Origin of the sequence: Bacteroides sp. AM41-16 (genome assembly GCF_003603495.1) — a bacterium.
GTDB classification, from domain to species: Bacteria; Bacteroidota; Bacteroidia; order Bacteroidales; family Bacteroidaceae; genus Bacteroides; species Bacteroides uniformis.
On the sequence record NZ_QTNE01000001.1, the window covers coordinates 241,217 to 258,036 of the forward strand.

Annotated in this window: 13 protein-coding genes and 1 tRNA gene; 7 read left to right on the plus strand and 7 right to left on the minus strand. The window is 51.8% G+C overall.

Annotated elements, in window-relative coordinates; translation table 11 throughout:
• Nucleotides 1–6 precede the first annotated feature (6 nt).
• Both DW896_RS01260 and DW896_RS01265 read right to left on the minus strand, forming a co-directional pair.
• Nucleotides 7–753 (minus strand): FadR/GntR family transcriptional regulator, encoded by a 747-nt coding sequence (locus DW896_RS01260; protein ID WP_005829254.1) that lies wholly within the window; start codon nucleotides 751–753, stop codon nucleotides 7–9.
• Nucleotides 754–1,088: 335 nt separating this feature from the next.
• A tRNA-Gly gene (locus tag DW896_RS01265) sits at nucleotides 1,089–1,161 on the minus strand.
• A 141-nt stretch (nucleotides 1,162–1,302) separates the two neighbouring features.
• Between DW896_RS01265 and cobU the strand changes: the two genes are divergently transcribed.
• From cobU to cobC, 4 genes are read left to right on the plus strand one after another with little or no spacing between them, the layout of a single operon-like run.
• A complete protein-coding gene (gene cobU / locus DW896_RS01270; RefSeq protein WP_009038524.1) occupies nucleotides 1,303–1,824 on the plus strand; it encodes a bifunctional adenosylcobinamide kinase/adenosylcobinamide-phosphate guanylyltransferase in 522 nt (173 codons plus the stop codon).
• A gap of 30 nt (nucleotides 1,825–1,854) precedes the next feature.
• Nucleotides 1,855–2,892: a nicotinate-nucleotide--dimethylbenzimidazole phosphoribosyltransferase gene (gene cobT / locus DW896_RS01275; protein ID WP_009038525.1), complete on the plus strand. Its 1,038-nt coding sequence runs from the start codon at nucleotides 1,855–1,857 to the stop codon at nucleotides 2,890–2,892.
• A gap of 1 nt (nucleotide 2,893) precedes the next feature.
• Nucleotides 2,894–3,637, plus strand: a complete 744-nt coding sequence (cobS, locus tag DW896_RS01280) for an adenosylcobinamide-GDP ribazoletransferase (RefSeq protein WP_009038526.1) — start codon at nucleotides 2,894–2,896, stop codon at nucleotides 3,635–3,637.
• 15 nt (nucleotides 3,638–3,652) lie between these two features.
• Nucleotides 3,653–4,192: an alpha-ribazole phosphatase gene (gene cobC, locus DW896_RS01285; protein WP_009038527.1), complete on the plus strand. Its 540-nt coding sequence runs from the start codon at nucleotides 3,653–3,655 to the stop codon at nucleotides 4,190–4,192.
• On the opposite strand, the gene DW896_RS01290 is transcribed toward cobC, so the two are convergent.
• The 5 genes from DW896_RS01290 to DW896_RS01310 all read right to left on the minus strand — a co-directional run bounded on the left by DW896_RS01290 (nucleotide 4,173) and on the right by DW896_RS01310 (nucleotide 11,636).
• Complete coding sequence (locus tag DW896_RS01290) at nucleotides 4,173–6,134, minus strand: sensor histidine kinase KdpD (RefSeq protein ID WP_009038528.1); 1,962 nt, start codon at nucleotides 6,132–6,134, stop codon at nucleotides 4,173–4,175. The two genes, cobC and DW896_RS01290, sit on opposite strands and share 20 nt — an antisense overlap.
• Nucleotides 6,131–8,011 carry a HAMP domain-containing sensor histidine kinase gene (locus DW896_RS01295; protein WP_117652725.1) on the minus strand — a complete coding sequence of 627 codons (1,881 nt, stop codon included), beginning with the start codon at nucleotides 8,009–8,011 and terminating at the stop codon, nucleotides 6,131–6,133. Before DW896_RS01295 ends, DW896_RS01290 begins: the two co-directional genes overlap by 4 nt.
• A 108-nt stretch (nucleotides 8,012–8,119) precedes the next feature.
• Nucleotides 8,120–9,088, minus strand: coding sequence for an adenosylcobinamide-phosphate synthase CbiB (cbiB, locus tag DW896_RS01300; RefSeq protein WP_009038530.1), 969 nt, complete (start codon nucleotides 9,086–9,088; stop codon nucleotides 8,120–8,122).
• A 3-nt stretch (nucleotides 9,089–9,091) separates the two neighbouring features.
• The gene (locus DW896_RS01305) at nucleotides 9,092–10,126 is read right to left on the minus strand and encodes a threonine-phosphate decarboxylase (protein ID WP_009038531.1); all 1,035 of its coding nucleotides are present in this window, start codon (nucleotides 10,124–10,126) and stop codon (nucleotides 9,092–9,094) included.
• Nucleotides 10,119–11,636: a cobyric acid synthase gene (locus DW896_RS01310; protein ID WP_178611733.1), complete on the minus strand. Its 1,518-nt coding sequence runs from the start codon at nucleotides 11,634–11,636 to the stop codon at nucleotides 10,119–10,121. Before DW896_RS01310 ends, DW896_RS01305 begins: the two co-directional genes overlap by 8 nt.
• Before the next feature lie 177 nt (nucleotides 11,637–11,813).
• On the opposite strand from DW896_RS01310, the gene DW896_RS01315 reads away from it, so the two are divergent.
• Genes DW896_RS01315 through DW896_RS01325 form a run of 3 tightly spaced genes read left to right on the plus strand, consistent with a single transcriptional unit; the run spans nucleotide 11,814 to nucleotide 16,636 of the window.
• Entirely contained in the window at nucleotides 11,814–13,241 is a 1,428-nt protein-coding gene (locus DW896_RS01315) for a TolC family protein (RefSeq protein WP_008663462.1), read from the plus strand.
• Nucleotides 13,242–13,253: 12 nt separating this feature from the next.
• Nucleotides 13,254–14,249, plus strand: coding sequence for an HlyD family secretion protein (locus tag DW896_RS01320; protein ID WP_009038534.1), 996 nt, complete (start codon nucleotides 13,254–13,256; stop codon nucleotides 14,247–14,249).
• Entirely contained in the window at nucleotides 14,246–16,636 is a 2,391-nt protein-coding gene (locus DW896_RS01325; RefSeq protein WP_034529802.1) for an ABC transporter permease, read from the plus strand. Before DW896_RS01320 ends, DW896_RS01325 begins: the two co-directional genes overlap by 4 nt.
• The last annotated feature ends 184 nt before the right edge of the window (nucleotides 16,637–16,820 follow it).

Below are 16,820 nucleotides of genomic sequence, written 5' to 3' on the forward strand. Positions count from 1 at the left end.
ATATTTTTATTGTGATTGACCCTTATTCTGTTCTCCTAACACTGCCCTATCATAAATCAGCTTCTTATAGACATAAAAGTGTTGCTCGATAGCATTTCTGTAGCCCATTTCATCCTTATTCTTGATAAAGTTCAATAAATCGGTGTGAGTTACAATCTTTCCCTTTTTCTCCAGTTCTATATTTATAGCTTCCACCCGTTCCCTCAAATTGGTTTTTACAAAGTTCATAACCGGATGAATGATGCTTTGGAACTGTACAATCGTCTTATTCCCCGTTATTTCGTATAGTTTTGAATGGAAAGTATATTCGCTGAGATTGGCATATTCGTTGTTCCCCAATGCAACGCCTGCATTAACAATCTCTTCCAGTTCCATAATATCCTGCTCTTTAATATTATGAAATATGTCACTACTGATTCCTATCTCCAAGGCAACCCTGAATCCCAAAAGATCGAGAAGTGATTCCTGGCTCATAATACGGGGATCAACCACTCTCTTCATTCCCCCTAAGATGAAAGGCTCAGTTAATATCATTCCACGACGTGTACGGCTTTCAATCATTCCCATCATTTTCAGACGGCTAAGAGCTTCCCGAAGAACACTACGAGCTACCCCCAACGCTGACGACAACTCAATTTCGTTAGGGATAGAATCACCCACTTTCAAGTCCTGACTTCTGAAATAATTCAATAACTTGTCTTCCACTTGGTCTACCAAAGTAATCGACTGCCCATCAATTTTTAAGTTTTCCATATATTAAATCGTGTTATTATTAGTCCTATTAGTATTATTTGTCAGACAAATAAATGGATAATTTTTAATAAAAGCAACATATAAAGAATATATTATTACTTCTTTTATATTTATTAACTTTTAAAGTGTTGCATTTTTGTAAATTTACTATTCACGATGTAATATATATTTCGGCTATATTACATATGCGAACAAACAATAAGAAAAACAGAAAAAGGGGAAAAACAATATAAGTGCAGCTTAAAAAATAGTTTAGAAGAATTATTAATACCTGAGAATGAATGTTCTTAAAAAAGAAAAAGACTGAATAACTAAGTATTCAGCCTTTTATAAAGAGCGGCAAGCGAGACTCGAACTCGTGACCCTCAGCTTGGGAAGCTGATGCTCTACCAACTGAGCTACTGCCGCATAAACATTTCCAAGGTCATGCCTTAAAAACGGTGGCAAAGTTAATAAATTCCTTCCTAAAAAAACAAACGTTTCGTCAAATATTTCCTATTTTTGCTCGGGAAAACAAAGATATTCTTTCAAAATACAGACTAAATACCAATGAAACGAATCATACTCATCACCGGAGGAGCACGTTCCGGCAAAAGCACCTATGCGGAAAAGTTGGCACTCAAGCTCTCTCCCACTCCCGTTTATCTTGCCACAGCACGCATTTGGGACGAAGAATTCCGCCAGAGGGTAATCCGGCATCAGGAACGCCGGGGACCGGAATGGACAAACATCGAAGAGCAGAAAGAACTCAGCCGCCACCGGCTGGAGGGACGGATCGTCCTGATAGACTGCATCACCTTATGGTGTACCAACTTTTTCTTCGACCTGCATTCAGATACCGACCGGGCACTTGCCGCAGTAAAGGCAGAGTTCGACCGCTTCACGGCACAAGACGCAACCTTCATCTTTGTAACCAATGAAATAGGTATGGGAGGAGCTTCCGAGAACGAACTGCAACGAAAGTTCACGGACATGCAAGGCTGGATGAACCAATATGTAGCCGCCCGTGCCGACGAAGTGATACTGATGGTATCCGGCATCCCACTTACCGTAAAAAACACTCATTCATAAAACAACAAACAATTAAAATTCAACAGACTGATGAAAACATTTCATATCACCCGTCCGGACGAGTCAATCCGTCCCGCATTGATTGACAAAATCAACAACCTGACCAAACCCAAAGGTTCATTGGGCATTTTAGAAGAACTGGCACTCCAAATCGGACTCATACAACAGACATTATCCCCCGCCTTGAAACATCCGCAAAACATTATCTTCGCCGCCGACCACGGCATTGTAGAAGAAGGTGTCAGTCTGTCTCCAAAGGAAATCACCTGGCAGCAAATCAGCAACTTCCTTCATGGAGGGGCAGGTGTCAATTTCCTCTGCCGGCAGCACGGCTTTACCCTGAAAATAGTAGATGCAGGAGTAGACTACGACCTCCCCTACGAGAAAGGCATCATCAATATGAAAGTGCGCAAAAGTACCAGAAATTATCTGCACGAGGCAGCCATGACGGAAGAGGAAATGGAGATGTGCCTGGAACGGGGTGCCGAGGTGGTGCGCCAATGCCATGAAGAAGGCAGCAATGTCCTCAGCTTCGGTGAAATGGGTATCGGAAACACCTCTTCATCCTCCCTGTGGATGACCTGCTTTACCAGTATTCCTCTGGAACAATGTGTCGGCGCAGGCAGCGGACTCGACAGCGCGGGCATCCGCCACAAATACGAAGTGCTGAAACAGTCTATGGAGAATTACAAAGGCGACGGCTCTCCCCGGGACATCATCCGCTACTTTGGTGGACTGGAAATGGTAATGGCCATAGGCGCCATGCTGCAAGCTGCCGAGCTGAAGATGATTATCCTTGTTGACGGATTCATCATGACCAACTGCCTGCTTGCCGCCGCCAGGCTCTACCCGGAAGTGACGGATTACGCCATCTTCGGACACTGCGGAGACGAGTCGGGCCACAAACTGGTGCTCGACGCCCTGCATGCCCGTCCGCTGCTGAATCTGGGGCTGCGTTTGGGAGAAGGAACAGGGGCCATCTGTGCATATCCCATTGTCGACTCGGCCGTGCGGATGCTCAATGAAATGGATAACTTTGTACATGCCTCCATCACCAAATACTTTTAACATGAACAATGTCTTGGCTGCATTCATAATGCTCACCCGACTGCCCTTCTGGAAAATCAAGGAAGTACCGGCAGAATGTTTCAAGCATGTGGTTCCCTATTGGCCGCTTATAGGCTGGCTGACGGGAGGCGTGATGGCGGCAGTGCTGTGGCTTGCCGGACAGATTATGCCGGTGTCATTGGCATGGATTCTTGCCCTCATCGCACGCCTGCTTGTCACCGGTTGCCTGCACGAAGACGGACTGGCGGACTTTTTCGACGGCTTTGGTGGCGGCACCACCCGAGAACGGACTCTTGCCATCATGAAGGATTCCCACATCGGAAGCTACGGTGTCATCGGATTGATATGCTATTTCCTGCTGTTGCTCCAACTTCATCACCTGCCACTGGGACTTCTCTGCATCCTTGTGCTCAGCGGTGACTGCTGGTCCAAGTTCTGTGCCTCCCAGATTGTCAACTACCTGCCCTATGCCCGGAAAGAGGAAGACAGCAAAAGCAAAACCGTCTACAACCGCATGAGTCGGCACGAGTTACTGGCCGGATTTCTTTGCGGCCTGCTTCCTTTCGTACTGCTGCTGCCTATAAAACTGTGGATTGCCACCCTCTTCCCACTGCTCACCTTCTTCCTGCTCTACCGATTGATGAAGCGACGCCTGCAAGGATATACGGGGGACTGCTGCGGGGCTACTTTCCTGCTATGCGAACTGTCCTTCTACTTGGGAAGCCTTATCCTAATTATAAATTAAAACCAAAAATTAAAGATGGAAGTAATACTCATTCGACACACTTCGGTAGATGTTCCTCCGGGCGTATGCTACGGACAGACCGATGTTCCCCTGAAACCCACGTTTGAAGCGGAAGCCGCCGTGACAGCAGAAAACCTGAAGGCATACCTTCCGTTCGACCACGTCTACACCAGTCCCCTGACCCGCTGCGTGCGCCTCGCCACCTATTGCGGCTATCCCGATGCAGAACGGGACAAACGGATTATGGAAATCAATTTTGGCGACTGGGAGATGAAGCCGTTCGAGCAGAATGAGGACCCACGCCTGCAGGAATGGTATGCCGACTACATAAACGTGGCAGCTACCGGTGGAGAATCTTTTGCTATGCAATACCGGCGTGTCAGCCAGTTTTTGGACGAATTAAAGAAGAAGCCCTATACACGCGTTGCCATCTTCGCACACGGAGGCGTATTAATCTGCGCACAACTCTATGCCGGAATCCTTAAAGCCGAAGAAGCCTTCGACGCATTGACGCCCTACGGCGGCATCGTCCGCATCAATCTCGACAAGGAATAGTGAACGAAATAGTAGGGCCTTCCTCCGCTTCGGTTTGCACCTTGTAGATACCTCCAAAATAATGAATAAAATGGGCATTGATTTCATGGCGAATCAAGCTCGTTTTATTCTCAAAATGTACCTTTGCAAACGGGGCGTTGACCACGTCGAAATAAAGGAGCGGTTTACTCCGGTCGCGTCTGATGCGGATAATCGCCTCATAACGGGAAGTGTCATTCTCTGACGGAGTCAGCAGGCTGACAAGCAATGTATCGAACCACCTCCGGTCCGTCCTTGCAAGCTGTTCCTTGAGATCGGTCTGCAGGCTGACAGACACAGTGCTCTCCCCACGACCGTTCACTTTATCCAGCACCTCACTGCACAACTGAATAACGTCACACTCCTCGTCCTCATACTGAATCTTGCCGGACTCCAAGCGGGACAACTCCAGAATGCTGTTGACATAATTCAGCAGACTTTCCGCATTGGTCTGAATCATCTGTCCGTACTCCTTCTTAGTCTCTTTATCCAGCTCCTCTTTCCCGATCAGCAATTCGGCAAAGCCCACCACCACATTCAGCGGGGTACGTATATCATGGCTGATTTCCGATTTCAGACGCTCCTTCGCGATGTTGTCCGTCTCTGCCTGCAAGGCGGCTTCAGCCGTCTTCTTCTCTACGACAGCAATCTTTCCGGAGACATAGCGCGTATACAGATAGAAAAGCAGCATCAGCAGCAGGCAGACACCCAGGAATATAAATCCTATACGGTAATTCATGTCCTGAATCTTCTGCTTCTCCAGCAACAGCTCGTCAATGTGGTAAATCTCCTTCACCTGCTTCAACTGGTTGGCCGAGAAGGCATTGTTCAGCGAATCCTGCTTGCGTATGAGGTAGCGCCGGGTCTCGATGGCCCCGTCAATGTCCCCCTTGTCATATTGCGTACTCGCCTTGTAGTTTATCAAAGTGGCAAAGGTGGAGACGTAGTTGTTCAGTACCGTAGGGGTCACCTCGTCTATCAATGCGATGCTTTTGTCATACTCATCGGTCTTGGCATAATATTGAAGCTGTATCAACTGGACATTCAGCCAGAAGACGGGATCTACATGCGGCTCAAGCAGTTTCTTTACTTTCTCGATATGCTCGTGCGCCACTGTAAAGTTCTTCTGGTTCATGTAGTGCAGGATATACTTCACTTCGCAGTCAATCTCGAAATTGCTCCAGTTCTTCCGTGTCTCGGGTTCTTTGGAAATGACCGCCTGCAACGTCGTGTCCATTTCATGCAAATAGGGCAGCTTCAGGCTGTCTTTACCGCCATTGCCGTATACCTGGGCAATACGCGACAGTATATCCACCTTCAGGCTGGCCTTTGTCTGGGGAGAGAAATTCCGGTAAGCCTCCAAGAAAGAGTCCAGTGCCTCATTCGGGCGGCTGGACACTCCGTAGGCACATCCCAGACTGTTATACGCTGCTATCATCCCGTTATTGCTATGGCGGAGTTTTGATTCCTCCAACGTCTCCTTAGCCACATACACCGCTTTCTCTATCTGTCTCTTGGAAGCCAGGGCGCGGCTGATGGCAGCCTTCTGCTCCAGATAATAATCGTAAGTGCCTACCTGGGGGACAAAATCCTTCAGCACATCCACCCAATACGACAGACTGTCCGGGTCGTGTTTCTTGTCATAACATGCCGCCAGATAGTAAGCGCCCATATTCTCATAGAAAGCGTTCTTCTGCCGCCGCGCCTCCTCGTACAGACGGGTGGAAAAAGTCATGTTATAGGGAGCATACTGGTGCTTGTAGGCCATGTCACGGAGATACGTCAGCCGGACAAGGGTGGCCGGCAGGGTATCGGCAACCTTCAGGATGCTGTCCTGATACCGGACAGCCCCCGTGTCTTCTGCCAGCAGCGGACAGATATATCCGCAAAACAAAACATGGATGAGAATCAGTATTCGTTTCATTGCGCCGTTCCTCCGTGTAATGCGGGATTATACTTCAAAGGATGCGTAAAACAGAAACGCGCGCCACGGGTGTACCCACTGTCCACCCACAGCTTGCCGTTCATATATTTCACAATCAGTTGGCAGATGGAAAGGCCCAGTCCGCTTCCCTGCACAAAATCATTCAGCTTTTCAAAGCGTTCAAAAATCAAGTGCTGCTTCTCCGGTGGAATGCCGCATCCGGTATCCGTCACGGAGAAAAGTGCCGTACCGGCATCAGCCATCTTCAGTTCCAGCACGATGGAGCCTTGTTCCGTAAACTTGGTGGCATTCACCAGCAGGTTTATCAAGACTTGGCGGAGGCGCGCATCGTCCGTATCCAGCATCAGGACGGACAAATCCGTGTCAAAACGCATTTCAACCTCCAGCTTGCGCGAGGCCATCACGGTCTCCACGACCTCATTACACAACTTCACGGCATCATGCGTGCGGATGTTGAAGGTTATATTGTCATTCTCGAAATCCGAGAAATCCAGAATGTCATTGATAAGTTTCAGCAACTGAAAGGAATTCACCTTGATAATTTCGGAGAACTCCCGGCGCGATTCGTCATCGAACGACTCGTCCTCATCCGTCAGTACCGCCGAGAATCCGACAATGGCATTCAGCGGCGTACGTACCTCATGGCTCATGTTCGAAAGAAACATATTCTTCCGTTGTATGGCTTGCACCGCTTTCTCCTTCATCGCCTCCTGCCGCATCTGGGAACGCTTCAAACGGAATATCTTCTTCCAGCCCAGCACCAGGAGGAATATCAGAAACAGTACGGACACAATGATGCCTGCCAGATAGAAACGCATGGATACAATGCGGTCGCGTTCGTTCTGGTAGGCCAGTTGGTCGGCCTGGAAACGGGTACAGAGCCGGTCTATCTCCTTGGGATAGTTCTTCTCGAACGAAGTCTTGATATACGAAAAGACCTTGCCGTACTGTCCGTAGGCTTCTTCCTTATTTCCCATCTTCACCAGTAAATCCGCTTTTTCGAGCAGAGCTTCCTTGTAGATGTTATGGTTTATCCGGGCATATTCGGTTTGAAGGAAATCATTGTAGGCGGTCAAGGCTGCCTCATGCTCTCCGGTGGCCACCAGATAACGGGCATCTATAATCAGAAGGTATTGCCGTATCTCCGGAATCAGCTGCGTTTCAAGCTGGCCTATCTGTACCAGACAATGGCTGGCAGCTTTCAAGTCACCCTTGAATAATTGGCAGGAAGCATTGGAGATGTGACGCATGGCCAGCTCCAGCGGAGAAAGCCGGTCTTCCGGATAGAGGTTCAGACGTGCAAGATAACGCGAGGCACCGTTTACATTCCGTATGCGCAGGTTATAATCTATCAGTTCCACCAGTAGCATACGGATATGCACATCCTCCCCGTCCATCCCATCCAGCAGTCTCAAGGACTCTTCATAAGCGACACCGGCTTCCCGGAGCCTGCCGGTATAGCTGTACACCTCTCCCATGGCATTCAGCGCAAGGGCATTGCCGAAGGGGTAGGCAAGCGCGCGGGCTTTGGAGTACATCTGGTCGCTCTGGGCAATAGCCATACGGATTTCTCCACGGAAAAGGGAGGATTTTATAAGTATTCTTTCCAGTTCGAAATAGGTGTAATAGCGCTGGGATTCATCCAATTGGGACAAAAGGCCGTCGGCATTCAGCGAGTCACACTCCTCCCGGGTCAGATAGTCGAAACCGAGGCTGTTGTGAAAAGTGGAGATGACCTCATGGACTATACTTTCCTTTTCTTTAGTCCAAGAATCCGCTTTATCTGTTGCCGATGCAATTATTGTGCTCCCGAACCAAATAAAGAAAAGGAATATATATAGTTGCTTTATCCTCATTTATAAGACTTTGTCTGCTTTAAAAGTTACATTTTTAATGCAACGCGGTCTTGCAAAGATATTATATCTTTTTGGAACGGACAAAGAATCAGTTAAAATAACAACATTTTAAAAACAAAAGGAAGCCAAGGTCGATGTCACTATTACGGCAACTACCATCCACCACTCCACACGCCGGTTGATGCGGACAGCCACACGCATATCTTCTGTCTTCAGAGGCCGTTCATTAGAACCGATATAAGGTTTCCATACCTCCTCGCCGAAATAGTTGTGCGGCCCCCCGAAACGGCAATTCAAAATACCGGCAAGGGCGGCTTCCGGATAACCGGAATTGGGACTGGCATGCTGGCTGCCATATCTGCCCACAAAAGCAAACAAGGAAAGGCGACCGGAAACCAGTACCATCAGAAAGGCTGTCAGACGAGCAGGAATATAATTGGCAACATCATCCAGACGGGCGGCGAAACAGCCGAACCGACGATAGCGCTCGTTCTTGTAGCCGACCATGGAATCCAACGTGTTCACCATCTTATAGGCAAGCATGCCCGGAACTCCCAACAGCAGATACCAGAATAAGGGAGCAACGACCCCGTCACTCAAATTCTCTGCCAAAGTCTCCAATGCCGCGGTTCTCACCTCCTGCGCCGAGAGCGCAGACGTATCACGCCCAACGATACGTGCCACTTGCATCCTCCCTTCCTCCAAGGAACGGTCCACCGCCTTGAACACCATACGCACCTCGCGAACCAGCGTAGTGCCCGCCAAGCAATAGAATATCAGCAGTATCTGCACCGTCAGCAGCATGCCCGGAGAAAAGAGTGCAGCCAAGCGGAGTAGCAGAAGCGTGACGAAATACACACCTGCCACGAGGAGCACCGTCATAAGCGCTCCTTTCAGGAAACGCGAATCGCCCCGGTTCAACCGGTGCTCACAGAAAGAAATGGCTTTGCCGAAAGCCACCACCGGATGGGGTAGCCACGCCGGGTCGCCCAGCCAGTGGTCGAGCAGCCAGGCTGTGAGAAGCGGCAGGTTCAAGTTGAAGGCGACACCCAAAAGTATAAGCACATCTTCTTCCATCGGTTATTCCTCCTCAAGCCATTGTCCTATTGCTTTTACAAGCCTGTCATTCTCCTCCCGGCTCTGGGCGGCTATACGGAAGAAATGCTCATTCAGTCCGTCGAAGTTGGAGGCGTCCCGAATCAAGATACCATGCTCCCCTGCCAGATAGTCTTTCAAAGCGGAAGCCCTACCCATACGGAGGCACACCAGCATGAAATGGGTTTCGGTGGCCCATACCTCCAGTCCTCCCAATGCCTCGAGCGCACTGCGCAGGCGGGCAGCCTCTTGCAAGTAAGACGCCACATCCAGCGGATTGGGAACATCATGTTCCAGCAGATGGAGCCCTGCCTCAATGGCAAGCTGGTTGACCGACCAGGGCATACGGTTGGTACGCAGACGGTGCAGCAGGTGGGGGGCGCCGGTGACATATCCCAGTCGCAGACCGGGAACGGCATAACGCTTGGTCATGGAGTGCAGCAGCAAGACGTTGGGAAACTCCGCAGCCTCGGCAGCAGAGAAAAGCGGACGCAAGGTGAAAAACTCGTAGGACTGGTCGATGACGAAACAGACCTGCGGATTATGACTGATAAGTGTTGCCAGATATTCCTTCTCCACAACCGTTCCGGTAGGGTTATTGGGATTGCACAGCCACAGCATGCGCACCTCTTCCGGCAAGCGATACCCCTCGCTCTCCGCAGGAAGCCGGTAGAGGGAAGTGACCCGATGGCCGTGCATGCGGCAGGCATCGGCATATTCACTGAAAGTGGGCTGCACAATGGCGGTGTTTGTCCCGCGGAAAGTCTGTGCGGTAAGATAGATGGCTTCGGTAGCTCCGTTCGTCACGCACACTGCCTCGGCAGGAAGACGGTGGCAGCGGGCAAGGCAGGCCTCAAACGTGTAAGGCTCCGGTTCGGGATAGTTGCCGATGCCGTCAATCCGGGCACACAGATGCGCCTTCAAGGCAGAGAGGTCTACCCTGCTGTAAACGTTCGAGCTGAAGTTTGCCGTAATGGGACGGCTGTATTTATAGGAATCGTCTCCGTGTCCTTCAATCATGGTTCTTTGTCAATATTTGGTAGATAAGCGGCAGGTTGACGTGGCGGCGCACGTGCTCGGCAAGCCTATCGTATTGTTCTTCTTTGAATGTATGGTAATCGAAAGCGCCGGCATTCCCGGACAGTTTGTCTGCAAAAGGCGCAAGCAGGAAATCTATGAATTCCGGATTGTCGAGAATGCCATGAATATAGGTCCCCATGCAGGTGGAGTCCACGCAGTAACCGTCGGTAGAGCCGTTCTCCAAAAGATTCAGGGGAGAATCGGGAGTACCTTCCACGGGGGTGGTCACTCCCATATGGATTTCATAACCCTGCATTAATGAAGAATGGAGAGTGGAAGATGGAGAATGGGGACTGCACAGACCGAACTTCACCTGGCGGGTCACCTTCTCTCCCGACATGCGGGTACTGATGGGCAACAGCCCCAGTCCGGGCAGGCGTTCAATGTCCCCCTCCACATGCTCAGGGTCGAGCACCTCCTGCCCCATCATCTGATAGCCGCCGCAGATACCCATCACGGTGGCACCTTCACGGTGGGCACGGATGATGGCAGCCGCCACACCGTTACGGCGTAATTCGTAAAGGTCATCAAGCGTGCTCTTGGAGCCGGGCAGCAGGATGACGTCGGCCTTTGCCAGCTCATCCACATTGTTGGTATAGAAGAGATGTACGCGCGGGTCACGTTCCAGGACATTAAAATCGGTAAAGTTACTGAGGTGGCGCAGCAGAATGACGGCGATGTTCACCTTTCCCTTCTCGGCACGGACAGACTTTGCGGCAAGCGCCACGGAGTCTTCTTCTTCAATGTAGATATCACGGTAGTAAGGTACTACCCCGACAACGGGAATGCCGCAAAGCTCCTCCAGCATCGTAATGCCCGACTCGAAGAGACGTATATCCCCCCGGAACTTGTTGATAAGAATTCCTTTAATGCGTTCCCGCTCATGGGGACGAAGCAACATCAGCGAACCATAGACACTGGCAAACACACCGCCACGGTCAATGTCCCCCACAAGGATTACATCGGCTCCGGCATGCAGGGCCATCGGCAGATTGACAAGGTCGGTATCCCGCAGATTGATTTCGGAGATGCTTCCCGCGCCTTCCAGCACAACGGGATTATAGCGAGCGGCAAGGCGGTCGTAGGCAGCACAAACCTCCCGGCGCAGCTCGTCGCGTCCTTCCTTGCGGAAATACTCATAAGCATTGCGGTTGCCGATAGGACGCCCGTTGAGGACAACCTGCGAGGTATGGTCCGACTGTGGTTTCAGCAGTAGCGGATTCATGTCCGTGTGGCAAGGCACTCCGGCGGCTTCTGCTTGCACAGCCTGGGCACGGCCTATCTCCAGCCCTTCGGGAGTGGCAAATGAATTGAGCGCCATATTCTGTGCCTTGAACGGTGCGGGCTGATAGCCGTCCTGCTTGAAGATGCGGCAGAAGGCGGCAGCAATGATACTCTTTCCCACATCACTGCCCGTCCCGGCAAACATAATCGGATGAAGTTTCTCCATAAATTCCATTTTAGCGAATGCAAAGATAGTGCAAATCCGAATATCTCTCCCATTCATAAGCCATATCTTCGGAAACTATTCGTTATATTTGTAACGTTCTATTCAAAAAGATGACTACTGAACAATTCCCACCTCCTCTTGTTTAGAGAAACAAGAACCCCTAAACCGAACGAACTTATGAATAATCTATTATGCCGGAGATTCTTTCCGGCTGCTGCCTGCGTGCTGCTTGCCATCGGTGGAGTGGCCGCACAAACCTCCCTTCCCCTTAGCTTCGGTGATGCCCTGAGGCAGATGCAAAACGGCAACCGCAGCCTGAAAATAGCCGACAAGGGAATTGAAGCCGCCCGTGCGGAACGTGACAAACTGAATGCCCTCTGGTACCCCTCCCTGCAAGGTGCCGGTACGTTCGTGCATCTTTCCGAAAAGATAGAGGTAAAACAGCCCCTTTCCCAGTTCACCGACCCGGCAAAGGACTTTGTGCACAACATCGTGCCGGACGACCAATTCATCAGCAGCATACTCGACCAGATAGGCTCCCATACCCTTGCCTTTCCACTGGCTCCACGCAACCTGACTTCCGTCGGCCTGACCGCCGAATGGGTCGTATTCTCCGGCGGCAAGCGCATCCGGGCCTCGAAGATAGGCAACACCATGATAGACATCGCCCGCGAAAACCGGGGACAGACCGATGCCACGCAACGCACCCTGCTGGCAGAAAGCTACTTCGGGCTGAAACTTGCGCAAGAGGTAGTACGCGTGCGGCAGGAGACTTACAACAGCCTACAACGCCATTACCAGAATGCCCTTAAACTGGAAGCTGCCGGCATGATAGACAAGGCAGGCCGGCTCTTTGCCCAAGTGAATATGGATGAAGCTGCCCGTTCACTGGAGGCTGCCCGGAAGGAGGCCTCCGTCGTGCAAAGTGCCCTGCGCACCCTGCTCAACCTGCAAGACACATGCAGCATCCATCCTACTTCGGAGCTTTTCATCAACAACCAACTGCCCGCCAAAGAGGAGTTCCTGCAAGCCATGCGGGTGGAGAACTACACCGTGAACCAACTGCAACTGCAGTCACAGATTGCCCGCCAGCAGCTCCGCATCGACCAGAGCGGCTACCTGCCGGACATCGCCGTATTCGGCAAGCAGACCCTCTATGCCCACGGCATACAAAGCAATCTTGTCCCCCGCACCATCGTAGGTGTGGGCTTCACCTGGAACCTGTTCGACGGACTGGCGCGTGAGAAGCGCATCCGCCAGTCGAAGATAGCCCAGCAGACCCTTGCCCTGGGACAAGAAAAAGCCAAAGAAGACCTGAGCGTAGGCATCGACAAGCTATACACCCAACTGCAAAAGGCACAAGACAACGTACGCGCCCTGAATACCACCATCGAGCTGAGCGAAGAGCTGGTGCGAATCCGCAAGAAATCCTTTGCCGAAGGCATGGCAACCAGTACCGAGGTCGTAGATGCGGAAACGATGCTGGCAACCGTCCGCGTGGCGCGTCTGGCAGCCTACTACGAATATGATGTGGCACTGATGAACCTGCTGGCTATCTGCGGAACGCCGGAACGGTTCGAGAAATATTTCGAGACAACTTATTAAAACCTACCCTTTATGAAAATCAATAATAAAAGCATCAGCATTGCATTCGTCATTATCCTGGCCGCAACGGTCATCATTTCGCTTGCCGGCATATTACTCATGAGCCGGCAGCCCCTGGTTCTGCAAGGACAAGTGGAAGCAACGGAAATACGTATCAGCGGGAAGCTGCCCGGACGTGTGGACTCCTTCCTCGTACAAGAGGGCGACTGGGTGAAGGCAGGCGATACGCTTGTCGTCATCAACAGCCCCACCATCGAAGCCAAATACCGCCAGGTGAATGCCCTGGAGCAGGTGGCCCAGGAGCAGAACAAGAAGATAGACGCCGGTACCCGCCGCCAGATTGTGGCCACCGCCCGGCAACTCTGGAACAAGACGCAGAGCGACCTTGCCCTCGCCAAGACTACTTACCAGCGCATTGTAACGCTTTATAAGGACAGTGTCGTCACCTCCCAGCGGCGTGACGAGGTGGAAGCCATGTACAAAGCCGCCCAAGCCGCCGAACGTGCCGCCTACGAGCAATACCAGATGGCCGTGGACGGAGCGCAGAGCGAGGACCGTGCCTCGGCCCGCAGCCTGGTGGAAGCGGCGCGAAGCACCGTCGATGAAGTCTCCTCCCTCCTCGTCGACTCCCGTCTCACCGCTCCCGAAGACGGCCAGATAGCCACCATCTTCCCAAAACGCGGAGAGCTGGTGGCCCCCGGCACTCCCATCATGAGCCTTGTCGTGATGGACGATGCACACGTGGTACTGAACATACGCGAGGACCTGATGCCGCAGTTCAAGATGGGAGGCACTTTCCGTGCCGATGTCCCCGCCATCGACGGCAAGGACATTGAATTCCGCATCTATTACATCAGTCCGCTGGGCAGCTTCGCCACCTGGAAATCCACCAAACAGACGGGCAGCTATGACATGCAGACGTTCGAGATACACGCACGTCCCACACAGCAGGTAGAGGGATTGAGACCGGGGATGTCCGTACTCTTAAAAATGAAGAATAAAAAATGAAAGATAAAGAATTTGGCTACGCAATGAAAGCGCTCCGCATGGTTATCCGTCGCGAATGGCACCGCATGACCTCCCGCCGTCTATACCTCGGCGTCTGCGTCGTGCTACCCTTGCTCTGTCTGTTCTTCATGGCCACCATCTTTGGAAACGGACAGATGGAGAACATTCCCGTGGGTATCGTCGACCTGGACAACACTGCCACTTCGCGCAATATCTCCCGACGCATCTCTGCCGCCCCCACCTTCCGTGTGACGGAGCACTTCACCGACGAAGCCGACGCCCGCCGGGCATTGCAACAGAAGGACATATACGGCTACCTCGTCATCCCGCCCCGCTTCGAACAGAAGGCGGTGACGGGAACTGGCGCAACGCTCACCTATTATTACCACTATGCCCTTCTTTCAGTAGGCAGCGAGCTGATGGCGGCGTTCGAGAATACGCTTGCCCCCGTGGCGCTCTCGCCCATCGTGATGCAGGCCGAAGCTCTGGGAGTCAGCGGAGAACAGATACAGACCTTTCTGCTCCCCGTAGAAGCCAGTACCCATCCCCTCTACAATCCGGACATGGACTACTCCATCTACCTGAGCCAGCCTTTCTTTTTCGTACTGTTCCAGATACTCATCCTGCTCACCACCGTCTACTCCATAGGCAGCGAACTGAAATTCGGCAGCGCCGGCGAATGGCTGGAGATGGCACGAGGCAATATCCTCACTGCCGTAGCAGGGAAACTGCTGCCCTATACCCTCATCTTCTCGTCCATCGGTATCCTGGCAAACTATGTACTGTTCGGCCCGCTACATATCCCCTTCGCTGGCAGTCTGTGGCTGATGAATGCAGTGACCGTGCTCTTCATCATCGCTACCCAGGCATTGGCGGTCTTTATCTATTCTGTCTTTCCCAAGATTGCCTATATCATCAGTGTAGTATCCATGGTGGGGTCGTTGGGGGCTACGCTGTCCGGAGTCACGTTTCCCGTTACAGCCATGTATGCGCCCGTGCATGCGGCCTCCTACCTCTTCCCCGTGCGGCACTTCACGGAGGCGGCACAAGCCATGATTTACTTCGATGCAGGATTTGCCTACTTCTGGCAGTCGGTAGCTACACTCTTCATCTTCCTATTGGCAGCACTGCTGATACTGCCATTGCTGAAATGGTGGATAAAAAAAGAGATAAGGGAAGAAGCAATCTCCGCCTCCCCATCACCTTGCCCACCTACCGCATTGTCAACAGCTTCCGTCATCCGCCACGAGTGGCATGCCATCGCCACCAATCCCGCCATCCTGCTCGTGCTGGCAGGCGGTATCTTCCTCTACGGACTGCTCTACAACTACATGTACGCCCCCAACCTGGTGCGCAAGGCTCCCGTCGCAGTGGTAGACCTCTCCCACTCCGCCCTCAGCCGCGAATACATCCGACTGCTCGACGCCACTCCCCAGACCGCCGTCTACGGCCAGACACCCAACATCCTCGAAGCCCGCCAATGGATGAAGCAGGGCGACGTGGCAGGCATCCTTTACCTGCCTGCCGACTTCGAGGCACGTGTGGCACGGGGCGAGACTTCGGTCTTCGTACTCTATGCCGCCACGGACGCTTTCCTCAACTTCAAAGGACTGCAAGAATCCAGTGCGCGCGTCATGCTTGCCGTGAACGATGCCCACCGCATGGAGGGCACCGTATTCCTACCTCCGCAAGGACTGCTGGCAGTGGCTTCGTCCGCTCCCGTCAGCGTGTCCGGCACGGCGCTCTACAACTATACAGAGGGCTACGGTTCCTATCTGATTCCCGCCGTCCTAATTGTCATCATCTTCCAGACGATGCTGATGGTGATTGCCATGCTGACGGGCGAGGAAGCGGAAGCCCGAAGAAAAGGAATACGGCTGATGCGTGCCGACTCATTGAAGGATACATTACGGATTGTCGGAGGCAGGACCTTCGTATACTTCATGCTCTACGTGGTGTTTTCCCTATTCCTGCTGGGACTGTTGCCGCACCTGTTCAGCATCCCACACATCGGCAGCGGAGGAGACATCGTCACAATGATGATACCCTTCCTGCTGGGCACGAGTTTCCTTGCCCTGGCCGTCTCCCGCTGGTTTACAGACTCCGAAGCGCCGTTGCTGATGATAGCCTTCTTCTCTGTGGGCTATATCTTCCTTTCGGGCGTGTCCTATCCGCTGGAGCTGATGCCGTGGTATTGGCAGACAGCCCACTATCTGTTTCCGGCAGGTCCTGCCGTACTTGCTTTTGTAAAACTGAATTCAATGGGTGGAACGCTGGCCGACGTATGGCCGCAGATGTTGACGATGTGGATACAAGTATTGGTCTATGGAACTTTGGCGCTCTGCACTACACGCCACCTCTACGGAAAAGGAAAAGTGAAGGCATAAAAAAAGGCTATCTATCCCAGACAGCCAATCTTTTGTTAACCTTAAATCTAATACTATGAAAAACACATTGCAAATATACGGACTCCTCCGAATTCTCCAAAATTTCAGCTCATAACGGTCTTATTTATAACATGGTTTAATAGGAATATGCCGTTGTTAACAGATAGAGGCTGGTCAAATAAGA